The sequence below is a fragment of the Mycobacterium sp. genome, from assembly GCF_029961025.1.
Lineage (GTDB): Bacteria > Actinomycetota > Actinomycetes > Mycobacteriales > Mycobacteriaceae > Mycobacterium.
The window spans coordinates 26398-51066 of record NZ_JASBVP010000013.1 but is presented as its reverse complement, the minus strand read 5'-3'; the positions used below and the strand labels follow the sequence as shown (position 1 = coordinate 51066).

The window sequence follows — 24669 nt, the reverse complement described above, 5'->3', positions numbered from 1 at the left end:
CTATGCTCTAGACGGTATGGGGGGCTGGGGCCTCGCTCACATGTGAACGTGGGTTGCCGACAGGAAACGGGTCCTGGCCGGTAGAGCCACAAGATGTGGGAGGCCCCAGTGAAGGTTCAGCGTACGAGTGTTGGTTTGGATGTGCATGCGCGGTCGGTGGTTGGGTGCGCGTTGGACGGAGATACCGGTGAGGTATTCGAACGTCGGTTGACCCCGGATTATCAGGAGATTTTGGAGTGGTTGCGATCGTTGCCGGGCCGGGTCGCGGTGGCCTATGAGGCTGGCCCGACGGGGTTCGGTCTGGCGCGCTTTCTGGTGGCGGCTGGGGTGATGTGTCTGGTGGCCGCTCCGTCGAAGCTGCAACGCCCGACCGGGGATCGGGTCAAGACCGATGCCCGTGATGCGGCGCATCTGGCCCGGTTGCTGCATTTGGGTCAGATTGTGGAGGTCACGGTTCCCAGCGCCGAGCAGGAGGCGGCCCGAGATCTGGTGCGGGCACGAGAGGACTGCCGCGGGGATCTGATGAGTGCCCGGCATCGATTGTCGAAACTGCTGTTGCGGCAGGGGGTTATCTATTCCGGTGGAGGAACTTGGACCGGCAAGCACGAACTGTGGCTGCAGCGGCAGCGGTTTGACGCACCGGCGTTGCAGCTCACCTACGACACGGCACTGGACACGATGCTGGCCACCGTGGATCGCCGTAACCGCCTCGACGAGGCGATCGCCAAGTTGGCCGCCGACAGCGCCTACACCCCGGTGGTGACCCGGCTGGGTTGTCTGCGCGGGGTCTCGACGCTGACGGCGTTTGGGCTGGCCGTCGAGATCGGCGACTGGCACCGGTTGACCGGCCGCTCGATCGGCGCCTACCTGGGTCTGGTGCCATGCGAGTACAGCTCGGGGGCTTCCCGCTCGCAGGGGGCGATCACCAAGACCGGCAACGGCCACGCCCGCCGACTGCTCATCGAGGCGGCCTGGCATCACCGCCAGCCCTACCGACCCGGAATGGTGATGCGGCGCCGCTGGGACGCGGCCAGCCCGGCAGCACGGGCGCGCGGCCAACAGGCCAACCGGCGCCTGCACGAGCGCTGGTGTCGCTTCGATGCCCGTAACAAGCGCCCGGTGGTCGCCAACACCGCGATCGCCCGCGAACTGGCGGGCTGGTGCTGGTCACTGGCGGTCCTCGACAGCTAAACCCGCGCCCTCCACAACTGCCCGAATCGAGCCTGGTGGCGGCAGCGCCTGGGAGTGACCCGCGAACGCTTTATGAGCAATCCTGTTGCCTGACAACATGATGACGCTCGACCTCTAGATCCGCGATCCACTCCAGCAGAACAGTCCGTCCTGCGGTAACCAACCCGCGAATATCAGACTTGACACCCGCGTCGACAACCTCGACACGCTCGCCAACCGGGACGATTCGGTCAACCGGAAGCAGGCGCCCGGCGACGGCCGCGGCGCCTGCTTCCCCCTGCCTGGTTGACAAAACGAATTACATATCAAAGCGTGATCGGTGCGCGACCGCCGGCCAGCCCGCCTGAGCGCCGATCGCTATGGCGGTGGCGGTCCCCAGGGGCCGGGCGGTGGCGGTCCCCAGGGGTCGGGCGGCGGCGGAGGCCCGGGCGGACCGGGTGGCCCCGGCCATGGCTGATCGGGCAGGATAAGCAGCGTTTCGGCCGGCGGCTGTGACGTGAAAACGGCTGCGGCAGAAGCAGGTGCCACCATCGCGGCGGTGACCACGGCGCCGACGATCGATCCGATGAGACCGGCGGCGACCACCGTCGTGTGGGCGTGGTGCCGGCGCGTTCGTTCGCCAAGGGAAACCGAGGGACGCCGTTGAGTCGCCGCCAGATTGCCGGCAACCGCCCGGTGTTCGGTGCCCGCGCCGCGTGTGGTGGCCTCGGGGTCGCCGCTGTCGTGCTTCTCGTCGGGGCTCATGTCGTTGGGGCTCATGTCGTTGGGGCTCATGTTGTGTCCGCCTCGCCGGTGGGAGTTGAGCTGCCGAAGTCGTAGTTTAACGACAGTGACGCTGCGGCAACTTTGGTTCCGGAGTGCGGGTGTCTTCTGGACGGGAGCGGCCGCGGCCCGCTCCTCGTTCCCTGACCGCCGAGGCTCCCGCGCCGGGTGATGCGGGCCGGATTGGCGGGCCCGACGCCATGCCCCGCGGGATAACCTGGGTAGCGCCCCCCGGCGACCCAGCGAGTCCGCGCCAACCCAAGGGACCAGCGATCCGGTGTCACAGCCAGCTCGAACCGCTAAGACGGATGTTGCGCTGGTGGGTGCGGGCATTATGAGCGCCACCCTGGGCGCACTGCTGCGCCGACTGCAGCCGGACTGGTCGATCACGCTGGTGGAACGGCTGGACGCCGCGGCCGCCGAAAGCACCGACCCATGGAACAACGCCGGGACCGGGCATTCCGCACTGTGCGAGTTGTTTTACACCCCGGACCGGGACGGCTCCATCGACATCACCAAAGCCGTGCACGTCAATGAGCAATTCCAGGTCACCCGCCAGTTTTGGGCATACGCGGTGGAATCCGGCATCGTGACCGACGTTCGGAGCTTCCTGCACCCGATCCCCCACGTCGTCTTCGTGCACGGCGCCGAGCGCGTCGACTATCTGCGCCGCCGTTGCCAGGCGCACGGCCGCGGCGCCTGCTTCCCCCTGCCTGGTTGACAAAACGAATTACATATCAATGCGGTGACTTCGTTGAGTTTGCCGGCCGCCACAATGAAGATGAACCCGCGCAGGGACTCATGCATGGTGGCGAACGGGCTATTTCGGATGCGGCGCGCCGATTGCCGAGCATCCATACACGCCGCGATTGCGACCTGCTTGCTCGGCGGCATGGGTGGCGGTCCTTTGAAGGTGCTCGCATATTCGGCGTTATTGGCTGGTATTCATCGGTAGCCGTCGCGCGCCAATCTCCTTGTGCTTCGCATATTGTCGTTTTGCCGCATAGATGTTGCAGGGACCACCGGAGCGGGGGCTTTTAACAATTAGCGGCCTCGTTTTCACCCGTCAAAATCAATTCGATCGACTTGCTTGCCAATCATCGGGCACACGCAGTCGGGGTGAACGGCTCAACCCACACCGTTGCCGAGCGGGCGGCCGGGGGATTCATCTCTTACCCTGTGCCCATGCGACACCCGTGGGGCCGGCCGACATGATCCGCTTTCTGGCGCGCAGGTTGCTGAACTACCTCGTGTTGTTGGTGCTGGCGTCGTTTTTGACGTACTGCCTGACGTCCGTGACATTTCATCCGCTGGACAGTTTCATCCAACGCCACCCGCCACCGCCGCCTGAAGCCATCCACGCCAAGGCCGTTGAGCTCGGCCTGGACAAACCCATACCGATTCGATACGCGACGTGGTTCTCCGGAGCGGTTCGCGGTGACTTCGGTGCAACGGTCACCGGCCATCCCGTCGCCCAGGAGTTATGGCGCCGCATCGGGGTCAGCCTGCGGCTGGTGGCCATCGGCTCGGTGTTAGGCACAATGATCGGCGTTGTGGTGGGGGCGTGGGGAGCGGTGCGCCAATACCGGCTGAGCGACCGCCTAATCACCCTGGTCTCGTTGGCCATCCTGAGCATCCCGTCGTTCGTGCTGGCGGGTCTGCTCATCCTGGGCGCCCTGCGGGTGAACACGTTGCTCGGGGTGCGCCTCTTCCTCTACACGGGAGAGACCTCACCGATTCCGCCTGCTGGGGTGTGGCATCAGCTCATCGACCGCGTGCAGCACATTATATTGCCCAGTCTCACGCTGGCCCTGATGGCGATCGCGAGCTTCAGCCGCTACCAGCGCAACGCGATGCTGGACGTGCTGCATGAGGATTTCATCCGAACGGCTCGCGCCAAAGGGCTGACCCGCCGGCGCGCCCTGTTCAAACACGGGCTGCGGACCGCGCTGATACCGATGGCCACGCTGTTCGCCTACGGGGTGAGCGGCCTGGTTGTCGGCGCGGTGTTCGTCGAGAAGATCTTCGGCTGGCATGGCATGGGTGAATGGGTGGTGCAGGGCATCGCAACCCAGGACACCAACGTCGTCGCGGCGATCACGGTTTTCAGCGGAGCGGCGGTGCTGCTCGCCGGCCTGTTATCCGACGTCATCTACGCGGTATTGGACCCGAGGGTGCGAGTTTTATGACCGCGTCAGCGACCCCGGGAATCACCGAAACCACACCGGTCGGTCCCGGCATCCATCCCACCGCCTTCGCGTCGCGGCGCAACCTCCTGGCACGCCGGTTCGTCCGCAACACTCCCGCGGTGATCGCATTGAGTCTTTTAGTGGTGTTGTTCATCGGCTGCTATGCACTACCGCCGCTACTGCCCTACCGCTACACCACTTTGGACTACGATGCGCTGCTGCAGCCACCCTCGCTCAAGCACTGGTTCGGCACTAACGCGCTTGGTCAGGATCTGATGGCCCGGACGCTGCGCGGCATGCAGAAGTCGATGTTGATCGGGTTTTGCGTGGCGCTGGTGTCCACTAGCATCGCCGCCACCGTGGGGACGGTGGCGGGATACTTCGGTGGCTGGCGCGACCGGGCGCTGATGTGGCTGGTGGACCTGCTACTGGTGGTGCCGAGCTTTATCCTGATCGCCATCGTCACTCCGCGCACTAAGCAGTCGAGCAGCATTCTGTGGCTCATCGTGTTGCTCGCAGTGTTCGGCTGGATGGTCAGCTCGCGGATGATACGCGGCCTGACGATGAGCCTGCGAGAGCGTGAATTCGTCAGCGCGGCACGCTATATGGGGGTGTCTAGCCGCCGCATTATCGTGCATCACATCGTGCCGAACGTCGCCTCGATCCTTATCATCGACGCGACGCTCAACGTGGGGTTCGCGATTTTGGCAGAGACCGGTTTGAGCTTCCTGGGGTTTGGTGTCCAGCCGCCCGACGTATCGCTGGGCACGCTGATCGCGGACGGCACGCCGTCGGCCACCACCTTCCCCTGGGTGTTTTTGTTCCCGGCCGGAGCTCTCGTGCTTATCGTGTTGTGCGCCAACCTCACCGGCGACGGCCTGCGGGACGCGCTGGACCCGGGCAGCGGAGCGTCACACCGCACGAGGCGCCGCCCAAAGTGACAGCCGCGCTGGAGGTGACGAACCTGAGCGTCACCTTCGAAAACGGGGACGTCCGCGTGACCGCGGTGCGTGGTATGAGTTACCACATCGACGCGGGTGAAGTAGTGGCCATCGTCGGAGAATCCGGGTCGGGCAAGACCACCGCCGCGATGGCCGTGGTCGGATTGCTGCCCGAGCACGCGCACGTGACGGGATCGGTGCGGTTGCACGGCGAGGAGCTACTCGGTTTACCGGATACCGCCATGTCACGGATCCGCGGCAAGGCGATCGGCACGGTGTTCCAAGACCCGATGTCCGCACTGACACCCGTCTACACCGTCGGTGACCAAATAGCCGAGGCCATCGAGGTCCACAACCGTGACATCAGCCGGCGCGCCGCCCGCAAGCGCGCCGTGGAGCTGCTCGACCTGGTCGGCATCGCCCAACCGCAGCGGCGCGCCCGGGCCTTCCCGCACGAGCTTTCCGGCGGTGAGCGCCAGCGGGTGGTGATCGCGATCGCGATCGCCAACGACCCGGGCCTGCTGATCTGCGACGAGCCGACCACGGCGCTGGACGTCACCGTGCAGGCGCAGATTCTCGACGTGCTTAAAACCGCACGTGATGTCACCGGCGCCGCAGTGCTGATCATTACCCACGACCTGGGTGTGGTCTCCGAGTTCGCCGACCGGGCGGTGGTCATGTACGCCGGCCGCCCGGTCGAGATCGCCGCCGTCGATGAGCTCTACCGTGACCGCCGGATGCCCTACACCGTGGGGTTGTTGGGTTCGGTTCCGCGGCTGGATGCTCGCCAGGGAACCCGGCTGGTTCCAATCCCGGGTGCGCCGCCAACGATGTCGTCGCTGTCGATCGGTGCCTGCTCCTTCGCCCCCCGGTGTCCGCTCGCTATTGACGAATGCCGCTTGGCGGAGCCGGATCTCGTTACGGTGCGACCGGGACATCTGGCGGCGTGCATCCGCACCGACGACGTCGGCGGGCGCACCGCCGCCGAGATCTACGGTGTGTCCACCGAACCGCCCACCGCCGACGCCACGGGCGGCGAACTCCCCGTGGTGCTGCGGGTTTCCGACCTCGCCAAGACCTTCCCGCTCACCAAGGGTGTCGTGTTGCGCAGGCAAGTCGGCGAGGTGCGGGCCGTCGACGGTGTCAGCTTCACCTTGGAACGGGGACGTACCCTGGGCATTGTCGGCGAGTCCGGATCGGGCAAATCGACGACGCTGCGCCAGATTCTCGAGCTCGCCAGGCCCCAGAGGGGTCGCATCGAGATTCTCGGTGCCGACGTCGCCACCCTCGACCCCGCAGGCCGGCGCAGGTTGCGCACCGAATTGCAGGTGGTGTTTCAGGATCCGGTGGCGTCGCTGGACCCGCGGCTCCCGGTGTTCGACGTTCTCGCCGAACCGTTGGTGGCCAACGGATTCGACAAGCGCCGCTGCGAACAACGGGTCGCCGAACTACTGGAGATCGTCGGGCTGGACCACGCCGACGCCAGCCGCTACCCGGCGGAGTTCTCCGGCGGGCAGAAGCAGCGGATCGGGATCGCACGGGCGTTGGCGCTGCAACCGAAGATCCTTGCGCTCGACGAGCCGGTGTCGGCGCTCGACGTGTCCATCCAGGCGGGCATCATCAATTTGCTGTTGGACCTGCAACAGCGTTTCGGATTGTCCTATCTTTTCGTATCGCATGATCTTTCGGTGGTAAAACACCTGGCTCATCGGGTAGCGGTGATGTACCGGGGGACGATCGTCGAGCAGGGTGATAGTGAGCAGGTGTTCACCGACCCGCGGCACGAGTACACCCGGCGATTGCTGGCCGCGGTCCCGCGGGCACGCCCCGACGGCGGGTTAGCATCTCACCGTGACGCCCCGGCCGACGATTCGTAGGTTTGCGCCGCTGGCACTGGCGCTAGGGCTGATCCTCACCGGCTGCGGGGACGGATACCGGGACCTCCCGCAGGCGCATGCCGCGCGCGTGGGAACCACCAGCGACATCAACCCCCAAAACCCGGCGACCCTGCGCGACGGCGGCAACCTACGGCTCCCCCTGACGTCCTTCCCGTCGAACTTCAATGAGTTGAACATCGACGGCAACACCGCCGATGTCGCTGCGGTTGTCACCCCGACGCTGCCGGGGGCGTTTCTCACCCAGGCCGACGGGTCGCTGAAACTCAACACCGACTACTTCACCGGCGCCGAGTTGACCAGCACCGATCCCCAGGTCGTCACCTACACCATCAACCCCAAAGCGGTTTGGAGTGACGGCACCCCGATCACCTGGGAGGACCTCAAATCGGAGGTCGAGGCGTGCAGCGGCCGCGACAAGCGCTACCTGATTGCCAGCAGGGCCGGCTTCGAGCGAGTGCGGTCGGTGACCAGGGGCGTCGACGATCGCCAGGCGGTGGTCACGTTCGCGCAGCCGTACTCGGAGTGGCGCGGGATGTTTGCCGGTGGTATCCAACCCCGCAGCATGACGGCCAACCCCGAAGTCTTCAACACGGGTCAGCTCAACGCCCCCGGGCCGTCAGCCGGACCGTTTATCGTCACCACGATCGACCGGACCGCGCAGCGCATTGTGCTGACCCGCAATCCCCGCTGGTGGGGCGCGACGCCACGGCTGGATTCCATCACGTTTTTGGTGCTCGATGCCACCGCGGTCATCCCCGCCCTGCAAAACCACGCTATCGATGCCGCCAGCCTGGGCACCCTCGACGACTTGGTCACCGCCCAGCGCACTCCCGGAATCACGATCCGCCGCGCACCGACCCCTACCTGGTACCAGATCACCTTCAACGGCGCGGCTGGATCTGTTTTGGCCGACGAGAAGCTGCGGCTGGCGATCTGCCGGGGTATTAACCGCCAGGCCGTCGTCGACGTTGTCCAGCATGGGCTGACCGACCATCCGACTCCGCTGAACAACCACGTCTACGTTGTCGGCCAGTTGGGCTACCAGAACAACAGCGCGCCCGCCGCCTACGATCCGGACCGGGCCCGCCGGGATTTGGACACACTGGGCTGGAAACTCAACGGGACGGTCCGGGAGAAAAACGGCAAAAAACTGGTGATCCGCGATGTGTTCTACGATGCGCCGTCAAACCGGCAGATCGCCCTGGTCGCCCAGAACAACTTGGCGCAGATCGGTGTCAAACTGGTGCTCGACGTCAAGCCGGGCACCGGATTCTTCAGTCAGTACGTGAGCGTCGGAGATTTTGACATCACCCAATTCGGTTGGGTAGGTGGCGCTTTCCCGTTGTCTGCGCTACCCCAGATCTACACTTCCGATGGTGAGAGCAACTTCGGCAAAATCGGCAACCCGAAAATCGACGCCAAAATCGATCAGACGCTATCCGAGCTAAACCCGGACACGGCGCGGGTGCTCGCCAACGAGGTGGACACGATGATCTGGAAGGAAGGCTTTTCCCTGCCGCTGTTCCAGTCACCCGGGGATATCGCAGTACGCAGCAACCTGGCCAACTACGGCGCGTTCGGGCTGGCCGATGTGGACTACACCGCCATCGGGTTCATGCGCAGCTGATCGACCCGGGAAAGTCAACCCCGCACCGTGCTCGGGGTAGTTGGCGGCTGACGCGTCCTGACGGCGGGGTGCTATGCGCTCAAGGCGATCCGGTGCGCGCCCCGCACGCCCTGGTAGCGGGCGGGTGTGCACGTCAGCACGATCACTTGTCCGTAGGCACCCATCATGTCGAACACATCGCCCATCTTGGCCAGCCGATCCGGGTCGGCGAAACCCAGGGCATCGTCGATCAGCACCGGAACGGTATCCTCCTTGGCGATTAACGCCGCCCCGGCCAGGCGCACTAGGATGCCCAGTTGCTCCTTTGCGCCGTCCGACAACGATTCGTAGGGAACCGTTCGGCCGGCAAGGGTTCGGGTGAGGATACGCAGATTACCGTCGATATCGACCTCGAAGGTCGGCCCGAATACCAGCCGGCCGAGCCGGTGCAGTTCGGCGCGAAACGGCTCGACGTAGCGCAGCCGGGTGATGTCGCGGTGGCGCGCCATCACCGAGCGCAACAGCTCGGCGGCCCGCGCCCGCCGACCCACCCGGGCGTACTCGCCGGCAGCGTGTTCCCGTGCGGTTTCCGCGGCGTCGAGCTTGCCCTTGCGTCCCTCGCTGCCCAGCACCGCGAGCTCGACGCCGAGTTCCCGCAGTGCCCGGGAAACCTCGTCGTGGCGGGCGCGCAGCGCCTCGGCCGCCTCGGCGGCCGCAGCCAGTTCGGCGGCTACCGCATCGGGCATTGCGGCTCCCAGCAGCTCGGTCAGCTCGGCGACACGCTGCTTCGCGGTTTGCGCCGCCCGCGTCTCGGCGTCGGCCGCACTCGCCAGCTCCGCGTCATCGGCGACCGCGCGCTGCTGGGCCAGCCGGTCGGCCGCCGCATCCAACTCCGCACGCTGGCTTGTCAGCTTGTCCTGTAAAAGCGTTGCACGCGTGGATGCTTCGGCTAGCTTACGGGCGGCTGCGGTTGCGGCCTGACGGCGTCTCTCGCATTCCGCCGCCGCGGCGGCGCGAGCCGCCTCGGCCGCATCGAGTTCAGCGCGGGCGGCGGCGGCGTCGATTGTGCCGATCTCGGGCTGTTGTGCCAGATCGGCACGCAACTGTGCCAGCCGCGAGCGCAATTGGTCCACCTGATCGTCGCCGCACAGCCCGGCCAGGGTCGCGGCCGCCTGCTCGCGGCGGCTCTGCAGGTCGCGGCGGCGCTGCTCGGCATGTCTGGCCTCCGCCAGGGTGGCGACCTCACCGGCCGCCAAGGCATCGGTGAGATCCTGTTGTGCCGCAGCGTATTCGGCTTGGATGTCCAACGCTGTCGCGCCCGGGATCACCCGCGCGGTCAACACGCCGGGTATCTCGATCTGGGTCGCGGCGGTGATCGTCGTCGACCAGCCCCTGCCGGCCGGCAACGACACCCGTTGGTGCTCGGCGGTGAGTTCGATGTCGGCGGCGGCGGTGATCTCCACTGTCGCCGAGACCGCCGCGAGCTGTGCTTGAGCGCGATCGACTGCAACCGCGGCGTCTTCGATTCGGTGCGCGAGGTCTTCGGTGATCGTGATCGAGGACAGCTCGGCGCAAACGTCATCGTAGTCACGCTGCACGGCGTCAATCTTGTCGAGCCGCCCACTCAAGCGGTGGGCCTCGTCGCGAGCCCTGAGCTGGTCGACGACGCCACGGGCGGAGTCGAGGCGCTGTTGGGCGGCCGCCAACGCCGCGGCAGCCTGCCCGAGCGCGGCGTCTGCGGCGGCGGCCGCCTCTCGCGCGACGGACTGTGACTGGGCGGCCTGTTGCGCTTCGGCCTGCAGCGCGGCGACCGATGCGGTGCGGGTGTCCACTTCCGTGTGCAGGCGCAGCCGCTCGGCGTACGCGGCCGTCGCCGCGGCGCTGGTCGCCGCCGTGGCGGTGGCGATCAGCCGTGCTTGGTGCAGTTCTGCGGTGAGCGCAGCGACCTCGTTGGCAGCGGCCCGGGCCGCCGCGTGCCGGGCGTCGGCAGCGCGCTGCTGTTGCGACAGCCCGGCGAGCTCGTCGGTCAGCACTGCGTGCCGCTGGACCCGCTCGTCGACCTCGGCAACCGCAGCGGCCCACCGCTTCACGTCCTCTTCGGCGACCTGCAGACGCGAGATCGCGGCGGCCCACTCGCCGCTGGGACGCCCGGTCGGCGTGAAATAGCGCGCGTACTCGGCGTCGATCCGCTCGATCAGCAACGGCTCCGCTCCCGAGACCCTGCCGGCGTCGCCAGCGGCGACATCGAGCGCACGCGAGAGCGCGTCGCAGCCCGACAGGTCCACCGCCGCGGTCGACGCGGCCTGCAGTACCCGCTGGGCGCGCCAGAGTTCGATATCGACCGTTTCGGCGAGCATCGCCCGCACCCGCTCATGCGCTTCGTCACCGGTCAGCTGCTCGCGGCGCGGCGCCAGCACGGTCAGCTGCGTCTCGCACTTTTTGTGAAAACGCTTGCGGTAAATGAAACGGTAAGGGCCACTGCTGATTTCCGCCACAACTTCGGACCCAACATCGGCGTGGGTGGGCTTGACCTGCTTGACTTCCTTTCTCGTGGAGCGATCCTTGGACTCGAGGAGCAGATCCAGCGCCTCGATCATCGACGATTTGCCGATCTCGTTGGCGCCGGATACCACCACCACCCCATGGTCGGGGAAGTCGATCTCCCGGTGGGTGATGCCCCGGTAATTCGTCAGGACCAGCCGGTGCAACTTCATGCCGCGCCCCCATCGGCGAGCCGCAACAACAACGCCAGCGCCGCCCGGGCGTCGTCGGCGGCCTGGTCGTCCCCGCCACGTGCCATCGCCACCAACTCGTCAACGGCCGCGGCGGCGAACCCACCGATGCCCAGGTCGCTGAACTCGTTGTCGGCCGGGATCACCGCCAGGTCGGTGCGGCGCTCCCAGATGCCCAGCCAGGCGAACACCCGCGCGTACCTGTCCAGGCAGGCATCCAGCGCGGCGCGGTCGGTGACCGTCAGCGACCCGGTCAGGGCCAAGCGGACCACGGTGCGCTCCTTGTCGGTCAGCGCGTCGAGAGCCCGCTCCAACTCGGCGATGTCGCCGCTGCTGTCCACCTGGCGATGCAGGGTCAGAAACCGCCAGCGACCGATGTGGCGAACGTCGACACCGATGGCACGGCCCGGATCGGTTTCGTCGATGTCGACGACCAGGACATGCCCGGGGCGCGGTTCCACGTCGTCGAAGTTGGTTACTTCCGGAGAACCGGCGTACCACACGCGGCCACTGCCGTCGACCCTGGTGACCGAGTGTTTGTCACCCAGCGCGACATAGTGGACGACGCCTCGGGCCAGCGCCTCCTCGATGACTGCCATCCGGATCAGCGCGGCCTTGCCCGGATCGGGGTCTAGGATGTCAACGCCGCCGTGAGCGACCAGCACCCGGGTGACGCCGTCGGCCGGCAGGCCGTCGAGCACCTCGGCGACGAGGTCGGTGGTCGGCGCTTTGGATCGCCACGGCGCCGCGACGAGCTGCAGCCCCGGCCGTACCTCATGCACCCCGGACCGATCGAGCACCACGACGTTGTCCGGGCATTCGGTGGTGAACAGGGCACCGGTGTACACCGACGACGCGTCCAGGGGATCGTGGTTGCCGGGCAACAAGTAGACCGGAATACCGATGGCGCGCATGGCTTCCAGGGACTGACTGATCACCTGCGGGGGGAGCTGGTTGTGTTCGAAGACGTCGCCGGCGACCACGATGAACTCCGCCCCCGCTTCGGCGGCCAGCGGGCCCAGCCCGGCCACCGCCTCCCGGCGGGCGGCCGAATACCGCGGCTGGGCCTCGCCGGCGAGGAAGTGCCGGGTCATGCCCAGCTGCCAGTCGGCGGTGTGCACGAATCGCATACCCCACCTCCCGACACCGCCCGGCTTTCACGGCAAGGCGAGTCTAGGTCGGGGTGCCGACAACCCCCGGGATCTCGGCCGGCAGGTCTGAGTGCCGTCACAACCGGGGCGCCCCAGCGGACCGGCTGCCCGGCGACACGCACATCACCACCCCCTAAGGTGGGCGGGGTGGGCGATCGACGTCACACCCTGCTGTTACTGCGCCACGCCAAGTCGGCCTGGCCGGAAGGGGTCGCCGACCATGATCGGCCACTGGCGCCCCGCGGTGTGCGGGAAGCGGGGCTGGCCGGTGACTGGCTGCGGGCCAACTTCCCCGGCATCGACCGGGTGTTGTGCTCGACGGCGACCCGCGCCCGGGAGACCTGGGTCCGCGCCGGCGTCGACGCGCCGGTGCGCTATGTCGACCGGCTGTACGGCGTCACCGCCGAGGAGGTGATCGACGAGATCCACCACGTCGAGGAGGCGGTGAACAGCCTGCTGGTCATCGGACACGAGCCGACGATCTCCGAAGTGGCGCTGCGCCTGGCCGGCGCCGAGGGCACCGACACCGCCGTGGTCGAACGTGTTTCGGCAAAGTTTCCGACCTCAGCGATCGCGGTGTTACGGGTGCCGGGCCGTTGGCAAGACCTCGATCGTGGCGGTGCCGCGCTGGTCGACTTCCACGTGCCGCGCTAAGCAGCCCGGACCCACGTCGCCGCCACGACGACCGAGGGCCGATGGCGGCACCCGCTAAGAGTTCGTGGCCAGGGTCAGCTCCATGAGCTTGATGGCCTGCCCGCAGGCGTCGATGCCGGGCACCTGCGGATTGATCCACCAACCGACCACACCTGCGGCGTCGCTGGCGACACCGCATGAGCCGTTGGGGTCATTGGGGCGCATGACGATCGAGTCCACACCGGCGATGGAACGGCTCTCGATCTGGTACTTGTAAAACGCGGCGACCTTGCGCTCGTTACTCAGGCTGCCCTGCTCGAACCAGAACCGGGTGATATCGATCAGACCCGCCGGGTTGGCCGCCTGCCACCGACAGATCGCGCCGACGAAGGTGCTCTGGATGTCAAGTGGGTCGGCACCCACGGTCTTAGCCAGGATGTCGGTGGTCAGCACCTCGCATTCCTTGAGCAAGTTGGGATACTGCTGCTCGGAATTCTGGTTGCGCGGAACACCCGCCCCGCCCGCCTTGACCGGATTGCCGGCGACGGACCGCGAGCACCCGCCCGCCGCCACCGCGCAGATCACAATCACCGCGAGGGCAAGCATGCGCCGACGTGCCGAATGCCTCATTTCGCGTTCGCAATCGACTGCCGCGTCAGTTGCTTGGCGACGTCGCACGGATCCGGGAACGGTTTCTGATTGAAGCTGACCGACCATTCGATGAAGTCGTCGTTGAACTGGATTCCGATTTCGCACAGCGAATCGCCCAGGGTGGGCTCGCTGCCGATAGCGATGAAACCCCCGTGGCCGTCGATGGTGATGTCCTCCACACTGGTTCGCGAGAGTTCCTCGGTTTTGCGCTCCCGCCCGATCGGGCTGCCGCGGTACCACGAGAAGGAGAAGTGCGGGCCGAGGATGCCCCCACCCGCGAGCCACTGGCAGCCCACGGTGTTCTGTGCGGTATTAACCAGCCCGGTCACCTTGGTCAGTTCCGTCACCGTCTGGTCACTGATGCCGCCGCACGGCGGAAACATCGGGCCGTGGCGGCCTTCCGCCGACGCCGATGTGGACGACGGCGGTTGCGGGGATTGGTGGGAGCCGGAATGGGAGCATGCGGCCACCATCACGATCAGCGCCACCAGCGCCAGCGCCGTCACGTCGCGCCGCACCGCTACGCTCGCCCTCTGCTCGTCACAGGATGCACTGTAGCGGCAGCCCGGCGGGTCAACCACCGAGCGCGCCCGGGCTGGGCTTTCCCGCTGCAGCCGGCCTGCGGCGCGCCAGCGGGCAGTGACTGGCCGCAACCGGGTGTGCGACAGTTACCAGATGGTCCTGGCACTGCTGCGCCAGTACGTGCGGCCGTACCGGCGGTTGCTGGCGGTGGTGATGGTGCTGCAGCTGATCAGCACGTTGGCGTCACTGTATCTCCCGACGGTCAACGCGGCGATCATCGATGACGGCGTCGCCAAGGGCAACACCGCCATCATCGTGAAACTCGGTGGGGTGATGCTCGCCGTCACCGGCCTGCAGGTGCTGTGCGCGGTGGGGGCCGTCTATTTCGGCTCCCGAACCGGAATGGGATTCGGCCGGGACCTGCGCTCGGCGATGTTTCACCACGTCCTCACCTTCTCCGAGCACGAGACCGCGCGGTTCGGCACGCCGTCGCTGTTGACCCGCACCACCAACGATGTCCGTCAGATCCAATTTCTGGTGCAGATGTCGTGCACCGTGTTCGTCGCCGCGCCGATCATGTGTATCGGCGGAATTTTGATGGCCCTCCGCCAGGACGCCGGGTTGTCGTGGTTGCTGCTGGTGAGCGTTCCGGTGCTGATTGTGGCCAACTACTGCATCATCTCCCGCACCCTGCCGCTCTTCCGGCGCATGCAGAAGCTGATCGACGCCGTCAACCGGGTGCTCCGCAACCAACTGGCCGGTGTGCGGGTGGTCAGGGCGTTCGCGCGGGAGCCTTTCGAACGCCAGCGGTTCGCCGCCGTCAACGCCGCGCTGTCGAACACCGCGCTGAGCGCGGGCAACTGGCAAGCGCTGATGCCGCCGGTGACCACCCTGACCATCAACTGCTCCAGTGTGGCGCTGCTCTGGTTCGGCGGGCTGCGCATCGACGCCGGCCGGGTGCAGATCGGCTCGCTGATCGCCTTTCTGGCCTACTTCATGCAGATCCTGATGGCGGTGCTGATGGCGACGATGCTGCTGGCGGTGCTACCGCGAGCATCGGTGTGCGCCGAACGGATCGGCGAGGTGCTTCGCACCCGTCCCTCGGTGTCGACCCCGCGGCAGCCCTCGTTCCCGCCGCGCGGGGTGACCGGCGAGGTGCGGCTGGACCGGGCCACCTTCCGCCATTCCGGTGCTGATCGGCCTGTGCTGCAGAACGTTTCGCTGACCGCGCGGCCCGGAACCACCACCGCGATCGTCGGCGGCACCGGTTCGGGCAAGTCGACGCTAGTATCGCTGATCTGTCGGCTGCGCGACGTGACCGCGGGCGCCGTTCGTATCGACGGCGTCGATGTGCGCGACTACGACATCGAGCGACTGTGGGCGGCGATCGGGCTGGTGCCCCAGCGCGGTTATCTGTTCTCCGGGACGGTTGCCGACAATTTGCGGCTTGGCGCGGCCCCCGGGCAGGCAGTCACCGAGGCGGAGATGTGGGAAGCCCTACGAGTGGCGAGCGCCGACGGGTTCGTCCGAGCACACGACGACGGCCTGCAGATGCGGGTGGCCCAGGGTGGGATCAACTTATCCGGCGGACAACGCCAACGACTAGCTATCGCGCGCGCCGTGATTCGCCGTCCGGCAATCTATCTGTTTGACGATGCGTTCTCCGCGCTTGATGTGCACACCGACGCACAGGTTCGCGCTTCGCTGCGGGAGATCTCTGCGGATTCGACAATTATTATCGTGGCACAACGTATCTCGACTGTCATGCAGGCCGACCAAGTGGTCGTCGTCGACGACGGACGGGTGGTGGGGACGGGTAGCCATGAGTCCTTGCTGGCTGATTGTCCGACATACACCCAGTTCGTCGAGTCTCAGTCGCTGGGCGCCGGGGTGGGGGGTCGGCCATGACCGCACCAGTGCGCGGGCTCGGCCCAACCTCTGCAGAGCATACTCACGACTTCACCAGATCGGCGCGACGTCTGTTGAAACGACTTGTCCCGCAACGAGGTCCCGCTGCCGCGGTGATCGCGCTGTCGATGGCCGGAATCGCCATCGGGGTGGTTGTCCCGCGAGTGCTGGGTCATGCCACCGACCTGTTGTTCAACGGGGTGATCGGCCGGCGGCTGGCGCCCGGCTCGACCAAAGAGCAAGCCGTGGCGGCCGCCCGCGCCCGCGGCGAGGACACCTTCGCCGACTTGCTGGCGCGAATGAACGTGCGACCCGGCTACGGCGTGGACTTCGCCGCGCTGGGTCGCACACTGGCACTGGCCTTGACATTATATCTTGTTGCAGCACTGTTGCTTTGGCTGCAGGCCCGGACACTCAACGTGACCGTGCAACGGACGATGAGGGCGCTGCGCAGCGACGTCGAGGATAAGGTGCACCGTTTGCCGCTGTCCTACTTCGACGGTCGGCAGCGCGGTGAGCTGTTGAGCCGGGTTGCCAACGACATCGACAACATCCAGACGTCGATCTCGATCACGGTCAGCCAGCTGCTGACCGCGGTGGTGACGGTGCTGGCAGTGCTGGCGATGATGACGTCGATCTCGCCGCTGCTGGCCGGGATCACGCTGCTGAGCGTGCCGCTGTCGGTGGTGGTGACCCGGGTGATCGCCCGGCGTTCGCAACGGCTTTTCGTCGCGCAGTGGACCAGCATCGGCCGGCTGAACGCCCACATCGAGGAAACCTACAGCGGTTTCACGGTGGTGAAGACGTTCGGCCACCGGGCCAAGGCGCAAGAGCAGTTCCGCACCGTCAACGACGACGTCTACCACGCGGGTTTCGGCGCTCAGTTCGTCTCCGGTCTGTTGTCACCGGCGGCGATGTTCATCGCCAACCTCAGCTATGTCGCGGTCGCGGTAGTGGGCGGTCTGCAGGTGGCAACCGGCCAGGTCACCCTGGGCAGCATCCAGGCGTTCGTCCAATATGTGCGCCAGTTCAACCAGCCGCTGACCCAGCTGGCGACCATGTATAACACCCTGCAGTCCGGGATGGCCAGCGCCGCGCGGGTCTTCGAACTCCTGGACGAGCCCGAGGAGGCGCCTGACCGGGCTTTGGCGCTGCCGTCGCTCAACGGTGAACGCCCACACGGGGACGACTCGGGGCGGCTCGTGGCCCGAGCGGGACCCGGGCAGTCAAAGCCGCACGGCCGGGTGGAGTTCCGCCACGTGAGCTTCGCCTATCGTCCTGGAACGCCGGTGATCCGGGACCTGTCCCTGATCGCCGAGCCAGGCAGCACGGTCGCGATCGTCGGACCGACAGGTGCCGGCAAGACCACGCTGGTGAACCTGCTGATGCGATTCTACGAACTCGACTCCGGCCAGATTCTGATCGACGGTGTCGATATCGCATCAATGAGCCGGCATTCGCTGCGTTCTCGCATCGGGATGGTGTTGCAGGACACCTGGTTGTTCGACGGGACGATCGCGGAGAACATCGCCTACGGGCGGCCGGATGCCAGCGAAAACGAGGTGGTGCAGGCCGCCAAGGCCGCCCACGCCGACCGATTCGTGCGCACCCTTCCGCAGGGTTACCAGACCCGGGTCAGCGACGACGGCGGCAACATCAGCGCCGGTGAGAAACAACTGATCACGATCGCGCGGGCGTTTCTCGCCCGCCCCCAGCTGCTGATCCTTGACGAGGCCACCAGTTCAGTGGATACCCGCACCGAATCGTTAATTGCGCAAGCCACCCATGAACTGCGCCGCGATCGCACCAGTTTTATTATCGCCCATCGTCTTTCGACTATACGCGACGCTGACCTCATCCTGGTGATGCAGTCCGGTCGGATCGTCGAGCAGGGCACTCATGCCGAGCTGCTGGCTCGGCAAGGCGCGTACTACGCCATGGCGCGCGTTTAACGCGTACTCCCGCCCAGCAGCGACGCGCCGCGGCAGCTGCTACAGCTCCGGGCCCTGCGCGCGCAGGTCGTCGACCTTCTCCATCGCCGCGCGGAGTTTCGCCAGCCAATCCTGGGTGTGTTCACCAACCAGCTTGACCGCCCAAGCCAGTGCGTCGGAGCGTGATCGAGCCACGCCCGCGTCGACCAGGGTGTCGAGCACTTGACGCTCGGGCTGCTTCAACCGGGTCATCACCGGTACCGCAATGTGCGTGAACAGCACTCGCTCGCCACCGACCTCAACACCCCAGGAAACCTTGCGGCCGTAGCGCTCTTGCGCCTCAGCGGCGATGGCCATCCGCTCGGACCGGGTTTCCTCGCGGAATCGGGAAACCCGGCCCGACGCGCGGGCCGTGCTTTCACCCTGTTGGGAGCTTTCGGGGTCAGGCAGCCTGCCGATGACCGTGATCTCCTCGCGGTCCACAATCACCGTCGGGTCGCCGTCGAACCAATCCTCGGGCAGGCGTCCGGCGAACCACTCCGCCGCGTCGCTGGCGTCGGGCTGGTGTGCTTGCTGCCAACCACCGGGACGGCCGTAGCCCCGCCCATGCATGCTATGGCATTTCATCATTACATTATTACACATTTACAAGCCAGGAGCTACCACGGTATTCACCTCATCCGGTCACCGCGGTGGGATGGGTCGCAATCGAGATGGCACAAGCGCTGCGGAAAAACCGTTGATATGGTGCGTTCGACGTTGTAGCTTTAGGGGCGAAGCAGGCCCGGAGAGGACTGATCCGAAGAGCCGGTAGATGGGTGACGAGCCGGCCGCGTTGGACATAGTGAGACGCCCCCGAGTGTCCCCCGGGCCTGCGTGATATTTCCTATCTCCCGTTCCTATCTCCCGGCGCCTCGCCGGACACGAAAAAGTTTCACCTCATCTTTGATGCCCTTCAGGCGGTGCGCACCGGCGAAAGACCAGCTGAACCCCGCGGGCTCGCCGACCGACTCTCGCGCCGAATCGGCGACCAGCACCGCGCCGGGCCGCGCTACCGCGGTGACCCGGCTGGCAACGTTCACCGGACTGCCGAACCAGTCGCCGGCACGACTTACCGCCATTCCGCAGGCAACGCCCGCGCGTAACCGGGGAAAGTCGTCGTCGGTGTCCGTCGTCTCGACGAGCTTCAGGACGGCGTCGAGCAACGCTGCCGGGTCGGTGCACACAAACATCACCGCGTCGCCGATGGTCTTGATGAACCGAACCGGTGGCACGGCCACGTCGCGGGCCCGCTCGGCCAGTCTGTTCGCGAGTTGCCCCAGTTCCTCGGGCGGCAGGGCCTCACCCAGCCGGGTGAAGCCGACAAGGTCGGCGAACGCCACGGTTATGCGGCGGGCGCCGGGCAGCGGGGCGCCCGTGGCCCGCTCACCGGCGTTGACGGCCTCAGTTTCCATCATGTGCCGCAACTGCATAAACAGCATGTCCTGAATCATCGGGCCCAGCAGCGGCGCGATTCGGCTCACCAGCGCCTGTGACCCCTTCGCGATATCCAGTTCACTCGCCCCCGGCTTGAGGATCGCCGCCATCGCGGAGTGGCGCATCACCTCGGCGGCGCGCGACAGGCCTTCGGCCAGCACCCGCACCACGAGCAGCACCTGCTCGGGGTCCAGCCCAACCTCGACGAACCGCTGTGCGTGAGCGGCGGCCACACCGTCGGCCCGCATGTGCACGGCCATGTCGGGATCATCGACCCGGGCCAGCCCGATGGCCCGTTGTACGCGCTGCAGCAAGTCCAAGTCGATGCCGGCTGATTCACTGATCTCGCGGGCGGAGACGTAGCTGCCGTCGTCGCCCATCAGCCGTCGGGTGGCCAGCAGCATGGGAACCACCTCACCGCGGATCTGGTCGGCGGTAAAACCCTGCTGGAGCAGCCAATCGATAAGCTCCGCCCGCTCGGTGCGCGCGGAGCCCTCCAGACCGTCGAGCAAATCTTCGACGACGGGATCGGGCGCGTCGTCCACGCCGTCAACGTATACCCTCCGGGGCTGCATGAGGCGAGCTAATGCCCACACCGCCCCCGATGGCGGCGTGCGATGGCGGCGTGCGATGGCGGCGTGGGCAATCGCGGGGTCAGAATGCGCCCAATGCCGCTCCGATGGCATACACCAACCCGAGCCCGCCGACCACGATCGCGACTGCCCAGCCGGCGAATGCCATTCGACCCGAGATGGGCTGAGTGCCCATCACCGTACGATCACGCCCCAAGCGCACCAGCAGCACCAGGCCCAGGGGGGTGCCCAATCCGGCGACCACGCTGGCGGCCACCAGCACGTCGATCAGGGAGATGTTGGCCAGGGTCGCCGCGAAAGCAAGGCCGACCGATGCCAGCAGCACGCCGTAGAAGCCCCACGCGTTCCTCACCGGCTCGGACAGGCCGTAGCGCCAGTCGAAGTGCGCGCCGACCACATAGGCGGTGCTGGCAATCAGCACCGGCAGGGCCACCACCGCCGAGACCAGTAGTCCGATGGCGAACAGGTTTGCCGCCAGCGGGCCGGCCAGCGGGCGGAGCGCCTCGGCGGCTTGCCGGGTGGAGGTGACGCTCTGGTGCTGCCGGCCCAGGGTGGCCGCCGACGCCACCAGCATCGCCCAAAACACCACGGCGGTGTAGACGGCGCTGATCACCGCGCCCAACCTGGTGTGGGCCAGCCCCCGATCCTGGCCGACATCGGCCGGTTCTTCCACCCCCCGCTGGATGGTCTCCCACACATAGACGTAACTGGTCAGCGTCGTGCCGACCAGGGCCAGCGCCCCGGCGATGACGTCATGGCGCAGCGACAGCGTGGGGACCAGGCTGTCGTAGGCCAGGTGCCACCAGTCGGGATGGGCGACAACTGCCGCCGCCACGAAAGCCGGGAAGCCCAGCAGCAGATAGCGCAGCACGCCGACCACGTCGTCGTATCCACCGGCAACCAGCAGCCCGATGAGGCCCAGTCCCAGCGGCAACACCAACCAGCGGGCGTGCACACCGACCAAAAGCCCGATCCCGGCCGCGCCGGCATGAAGATCCGCGGCGATGGTGACCACGTTGACGACGACCACCGAGACCAAAAGAAGCGCGGCGACGCCCCGGCCGTAGCGCTTGAGAGTCAACGTCTGCAAGTCGCTACGTGCCACCGAACCCACCTGAGCGGCAATGCTCTGCACAACAGCGAGCATGGGTGCCACGAGCAGGGCCACCCAGGACAGCTGGTACCCGGTGGTAGCACCGACGGCGATAGCCGTCCCCACATTGGTCGGATCGTTGTCGGAAGCCCCAGAGACTAACTCCGGACCAATACCGCGCAGCAGGCCAGGTATGCGCCAGCGCCGCCGCGCCGCGTCATAGCCGGTCGTCGCTGGGTGAATGGTCGTCGCAGTGATGTCCGCACACGTCATACCACAGTGGTCGCATCACCCACAGGCATAGTTCCTGGACGGTGGCAGGATCTTGAACTTGAGTTGTACGGGACTCAACAACCAGTCGCGGCGGCGCCTGATGGCCCCCGCCGTGAGCGTGGTGGCGAGAAGGTGGCGCAGACTACTGGCATGAGCGATGCCGTCTTCAACCGGTTGACCGAAGATCAGCTCCGCCGGCGCAGGACGATCAAGTGGAACCATTTCGAGCCGGACGTGCTGCCGTTGTGGATCGCCGAAATGGACTTTCCCACGGCACCGGCGGTGCTCGACGCGGTGCGAGAGTGCGTCGCCAACGAGGAGTTCGGTTATCCGCAGTTCGGCGAGGAGACACTGCCGACCGCGGCCGCTGACTGGTGCCGGCGCCGCTACGACTGGCCTGTCCGGCCCGAATGGGTCCGCACCGTTCCGGATGTACTGAAGGGAATGGAAGTCGTCATCGACTTCCTCACCCGACCGGAGAGCCCGGTCGTCTTGCCGGTGCCGGCATACATGCCGTTTTTCGACGTCCTGCAGGTCACCGGCCGCCAGCGGGTGGAAATTCCAATGGCGCAACACGATTCGGGTAGGTACGTCCTCGACCCGGACGCTGTTGACGCCGCGTTCGCGCGGGGTGCGGGATCGCTGATCCTGTGCAATCCGAACAATCCGCTGGGCACCGCGTTCACCCGGGAGGAGCTGCGCACGCTCGCGGACATCGCGGCCCGCCACGGTGCCCGCGTCATCGCCGACGAGATCTGGGGTCCGCTGGTCTACGAACGCCGACACGTCCCCGCAGCTTCGGTCTCGGATGTGGCTGCCCAAACCGTGGTCACGCTGATGTCGGCGTCCAAAGGCTGGAATTTGCCCGGTCTCATGTGCGCACAAGTGATCCTGTCCAACGCCCGCGACGCCGAGGAGTGGGATCGGATCAACTGGCTGCACCGGATGGGCTCCGCCACCGTCGGTATCCGGGCCAACATCGCCGCTTACCGGCAGGGTGCGCCGTGGCTGGACGAGCTGCTGGTGTATCTGCGGGCGAACCGCGACCACCTGGCCCGAACGCTGCCGGAATCGGCCCCCGGAGTGAAGGTCAACACTCCGGAGGGCACCTACCTGGCGTGGGTCGATTTCCGTGAGCTGAACCTGCCCGCCGAGCCGGCCGAATACCTGCTGTCGAAGGCCAAGGTGGCGCTCAGCCCCGGCGTCCCGTTCGGCGCCACGGTGGGCTCGGGATTCGCGCGGCTGAATTTCGGCACCACACGCGCGATCCTCGACCGGGCGATCGAGGCGATGGCGGCGGCCCTGTCCCCGTGACCGACTCCGCTACGGTGGCGTTGTGCCCTGTGTCTTCTGCGCGATCGTCGCCGGGGAGGCGCCGGCAATCCGGATCTACGAGGATCCCGAGTTCCTTGCGATCCTCGACATCCGGCCGTTCACCCGCGGTCACACACTGGTTCTACCCAAGCTGCACACCGTCGACCTCACCGACACCCCGCCCGAGACGCTGGCCGGCATGGTGAAAATCGGTCAACAAATCGCGCGCGCCGCCCGCACGACGGATCTGGCCGACGCCACCAATATCGCGATCAATGACGGCCCCGCCGCCTTTCAGACGGTGTTTCATGTCCATCTGCATGTGCTGCCGCGACGGAGGGGCGACAAGCTCTCGGTCGCCAAAGGGATGCTGCTTCGCCGCGATCCGGACCGGGAGGCCACCGGACGGATTCTGCGGGAGGCCCTGGCACGGCTGGACGCTGCCGCGCAAGACTGACGCCATGGAGATATCGCGGTGGGTTGAGCGCGAGGTGGGTGGGCGGCTGCTGCGGGTGCATGACGCCATCTACAAAACCACCCGCGGCCGGATCGGCCACCGAATCCCCGGCCTGCCACCAAGCTTGCTGCTGCACACCGTCGGCGCCAAGACCGGCAAGCCCCGCACCACATCCTTGAGCTATGCGCGCGACGGCGACGCGTACCTCATCGTGGCCTCCAAAGGCGGCGATCCCCGCTCGCCAGGCTGGTATCACAATCTCAAAGCCAACCCTGACGTCGAAATCAATGTTGGCCCAAAGCGATTCGGTGTCACAGCACGCCCGGTGCTACCCGGTGACCCTGACTATGCACGGCTGTGGCAGCTGGTCAACAAGAACAACGCCAACCGCTACGCCCGGTATCAGAGCAGGACATCACGACCGATCCCGGTGATCGTGCTGACCCGTCGCTAGGCCGGCATCCACGGCACTAGCCCGGCGCCGACGCGGGTGCCCGCCCTCGCGGTTCGGCACCGGCCCACCGATCGCCGTCACCGAATCCCCGCCACCTTTTTGGCGTCGGCGAAGACGGCGTCGAGCATGGCCGGGGTCAACTTGCCGGTGAACATGTTCTGCTGACTGGGGTGATAGCAGCCGAGCAAACGCAGACCCGAGGGCAGCTGGGCGACCGCTCCGTGACCGAACGGTGGCTTGCGCTTCCCGCCGGTGTCGACCAACCGCAACGCGACCTGCCAGGCGAAACCGCCCAGCGCGACAATCACCCGGACGTGCTCGGACACCAGGCGCCATTCGGCGACCAGCCACGGCGAGCACGTCGCCCGCTCGGTCGGCGTCGGGGAGTTCGCCGGCGGCGCACACCGCACCGGTGCGGTGATCCGAATCTGGTTGGCCTGCAGCCCGTCCCCAGCATCCACGCTGACGGGCGCGCTCACCAGCCCGGCCCGGTACAGGGCGGCGAACAGCTGATCTCCGGAGCGATCACCGGTGAAGATCCGCCCGGTCCGGTTGCCGCCGTGCGCGGCGGGCGCCAGGCCGAGAATTAATAGCCGCGGGCGATGCGATCCCCAGCCCGGGAGCGGCCGCCCCCAATACGGCTGGTCGGCGAAGGCTCGGCGTTTGACTACGGCGGCCTCCTCACGCCAGGCAACCAGCCGTGGGCAGGCCCGGCACACGCTGATCAGCGCGTCGAGTTCCGGTATTGAGCCTACGGCGTTTGCCAGCTTCGATACCTGCGCCGAATCGGCGGCCACCGGGGTCGCCGGTGTGGCCGGATCCCCCGGCCAGCCGGTTCCGGGCGCCACGGGGGAGTCGAAAGCCTGGCCGGTGCGCGGATGCGGGAGCACCTCA

20 protein-coding genes and 2 pseudogenes are annotated in these 24669 nt (G+C 66.8%); 12 read left to right on the top strand and 10 right to left on the bottom strand.

Annotation, left to right across the window (positions count from 1 at the left end):
• Positions 1–93 precede the first annotated feature (93 nt).
• Positions 94–1191, top strand: a complete 1098-nt coding sequence (locus QJR12_RS14985) for an IS110 family transposase (RefSeq protein ID WP_300575550.1) — start codon at positions 94–96, stop codon at positions 1189–1191.
• Between the two features lie 357 nt (positions 1192–1548).
• Here QJR12_RS14985 and QJR12_RS14980 read toward each other — a convergent pair whose 3' ends face one another.
• Positions 1549–1965 carry a hypothetical protein gene (locus QJR12_RS14980; RefSeq protein WP_300580825.1) on the bottom strand — a complete coding sequence of 139 codons (417 nt, stop codon included), beginning with the start codon at positions 1963–1965 and terminating at the stop codon, positions 1549–1551.
• Positions 1966–2230: 265 nt separating this feature from the next.
• Here QJR12_RS14980 and QJR12_RS14975 point away from each other — a divergent pair.
• A pseudogene (locus QJR12_RS14975) lies at positions 2231–2638 on the top strand (malate:quinone oxidoreductase); the annotation flags it as partial.
• Positions 2639–2697: 59 nt separating this feature from the next.
• On the opposite strand, the pseudogene QJR12_RS14970 reads toward QJR12_RS14975, so the two are convergent.
• Positions 2698–2942: pseudogene (locus QJR12_RS14970) on the bottom strand (hypothetical protein); the annotation flags it as partial.
• Between the two features lie 222 nt (positions 2943–3164).
• Here QJR12_RS14970 and QJR12_RS14965 point away from each other — a divergent pair.
• The 4 genes from QJR12_RS14965 to QJR12_RS14950 are packed head-to-tail and all read left to right on the top strand — an operon-like array spanning position 3165 to position 8608.
• Complete coding sequence (locus tag QJR12_RS14965) at positions 3165–4142, top strand: ABC transporter permease (protein ID WP_300583857.1); 978 nt, start codon at positions 3165–3167, stop codon at positions 4140–4142.
• Positions 4139–5083 (top strand): ABC transporter permease, encoded by a 945-nt coding sequence (locus QJR12_RS14960; protein WP_300583855.1) that lies wholly within the window; start codon positions 4139–4141, stop codon positions 5081–5083. The genes QJR12_RS14965 and QJR12_RS14960 overlap by 4 nt, the downstream gene beginning before the upstream one ends.
• Positions 5080–6960 carry an ABC transporter ATP-binding protein gene (locus QJR12_RS14955; protein ID WP_300583853.1) on the top strand — a complete coding sequence of 627 codons (1881 nt, stop codon included), beginning with the start codon at positions 5080–5082 and terminating at the stop codon, positions 6958–6960. The genes QJR12_RS14960 and QJR12_RS14955 overlap by 4 nt, the downstream gene beginning before the upstream one ends.
• Positions 6961–6988: 28 nt before the next feature.
• The gene (locus tag QJR12_RS14950; protein ID WP_300584015.1) at positions 6989–8608 is read left to right on the top strand and encodes an ABC transporter family substrate-binding protein; all 1620 of its coding nucleotides are present in this window, start codon (positions 6989–6991) and stop codon (positions 8606–8608) included.
• Between the two features lie 71 nt (positions 8609–8679).
• Here QJR12_RS14950 and QJR12_RS14945 read toward each other — a convergent pair whose 3' ends face one another.
• Both QJR12_RS14945 and QJR12_RS14940 read right to left on the bottom strand, forming a co-directional pair.
• Positions 8680–11301, bottom strand: coding sequence for an AAA family ATPase (locus tag QJR12_RS14945; RefSeq protein ID WP_300583851.1), 2622 nt, complete (start codon positions 11299–11301; stop codon positions 8680–8682).
• Positions 11298–12449: an exonuclease SbcCD subunit D gene (locus QJR12_RS14940; RefSeq protein ID WP_300583849.1), complete on the bottom strand. Its 1152-nt coding sequence runs from the start codon at positions 12447–12449 to the stop codon at positions 11298–11300. Before QJR12_RS14940 ends, QJR12_RS14945 begins: the two co-directional genes overlap by 4 nt.
• 168 nt (positions 12450–12617) lie before the next feature.
• On the opposite strand from QJR12_RS14940, the gene QJR12_RS14935 reads away from it, so the two are divergent.
• The gene (locus QJR12_RS14935; protein WP_300583847.1) at positions 12618–13124 is read left to right on the top strand and encodes a histidine phosphatase family protein; all 507 of its coding nucleotides are present in this window, start codon (positions 12618–12620) and stop codon (positions 13122–13124) included.
• 54 nt (positions 13125–13178) lie between these two features.
• Here QJR12_RS14935 and QJR12_RS14930 read toward each other — a convergent pair whose 3' ends face one another.
• Both QJR12_RS14930 and QJR12_RS14925 read right to left on the bottom strand, forming a co-directional pair.
• On the bottom strand, positions 13179–13709 hold the full coding sequence (locus QJR12_RS14930; RefSeq protein ID WP_300584013.1) for a DUF3558 domain-containing protein: 531 nt from the start codon (positions 13707–13709) through the stop codon (positions 13179–13181).
• A gap of 20 nt (positions 13710–13729) precedes the next feature.
• Complete coding sequence (locus tag QJR12_RS14925; protein WP_300584011.1) at positions 13730–14227, bottom strand: DUF3558 domain-containing protein; 498 nt, start codon at positions 14225–14227, stop codon at positions 13730–13732.
• Between the two features lie 202 nt (positions 14228–14429).
• Between QJR12_RS14925 and QJR12_RS14920 the strand changes: the two genes are divergently transcribed.
• Both QJR12_RS14920 and QJR12_RS14915 read left to right on the top strand, forming a co-directional pair.
• Positions 14430–16184 (top strand): ABC transporter ATP-binding protein, encoded by a 1755-nt coding sequence (locus tag QJR12_RS14920; protein ID WP_300583845.1) that lies wholly within the window; start codon positions 14430–14432, stop codon positions 16182–16184.
• Positions 16181–18136: an ABC transporter ATP-binding protein gene (locus QJR12_RS14915; protein WP_300583843.1), complete on the top strand. Its 1956-nt coding sequence runs from the start codon at positions 16181–16183 to the stop codon at positions 18134–18136. Before QJR12_RS14920 ends, QJR12_RS14915 begins: the two co-directional genes overlap by 4 nt.
• 39 nt (positions 18137–18175) lie before the next feature.
• On the opposite strand, the gene QJR12_RS14910 is transcribed toward QJR12_RS14915, so the two are convergent.
• From QJR12_RS14910 to QJR12_RS14900, 3 genes are all read right to left on the bottom strand, one after another.
• Entirely contained in the window at positions 18176–18742 is a 567-nt protein-coding gene (locus QJR12_RS14910; protein ID WP_366526317.1) for a hypothetical protein, read from the bottom strand.
• Positions 18743–19014: 272 nt separating this feature from the next.
• Complete coding sequence (locus QJR12_RS14905; RefSeq protein WP_300583839.1) at positions 19015–20166, bottom strand: adenylate/guanylate cyclase domain-containing protein; 1152 nt, start codon at positions 20164–20166, stop codon at positions 19015–19017.
• A 79-nt stretch (positions 20167–20245) separates the two neighbouring features.
• Complete coding sequence (locus QJR12_RS14900) at positions 20246–21550, bottom strand: divalent metal cation transporter (protein ID WP_300583837.1); 1305 nt, start codon at positions 21548–21550, stop codon at positions 20246–20248.
• A gap of 150 nt (positions 21551–21700) precedes the next feature.
• Between QJR12_RS14900 and QJR12_RS14895 the strand changes: the two genes are divergently transcribed.
• The 3 genes from QJR12_RS14895 to QJR12_RS14885 are packed head-to-tail and all read left to right on the top strand — an operon-like array spanning position 21701 to position 23775.
• Positions 21701–22864, top strand: a complete 1164-nt coding sequence (locus QJR12_RS14895) for a MalY/PatB family protein (RefSeq protein ID WP_300583835.1) — start codon at positions 21701–21703, stop codon at positions 22862–22864.
• 22 nt (positions 22865–22886) lie between these two features.
• A complete protein-coding gene (locus QJR12_RS14890; protein ID WP_300583833.1) occupies positions 22887–23321 on the top strand; it encodes an HIT family protein in 435 nt (144 codons plus the stop codon).
• A gap of 4 nt (positions 23322–23325) precedes the next feature.
• A complete protein-coding gene (locus tag QJR12_RS14885) occupies positions 23326–23775 on the top strand; it encodes a nitroreductase family deazaflavin-dependent oxidoreductase (protein ID WP_300583831.1) in 450 nt (149 codons plus the stop codon).
• 77 nt (positions 23776–23852) lie between these two features.
• Here QJR12_RS14885 and QJR12_RS14880 read toward each other — a convergent pair whose 3' ends face one another.
• Positions 23853–24665 (bottom strand): uracil-DNA glycosylase, encoded by an 813-nt coding sequence (locus QJR12_RS14880; RefSeq protein WP_300583829.1) that lies wholly within the window; start codon positions 24663–24665, stop codon positions 23853–23855.
• Positions 24666–24669 lie beyond the last annotated feature (4 nt).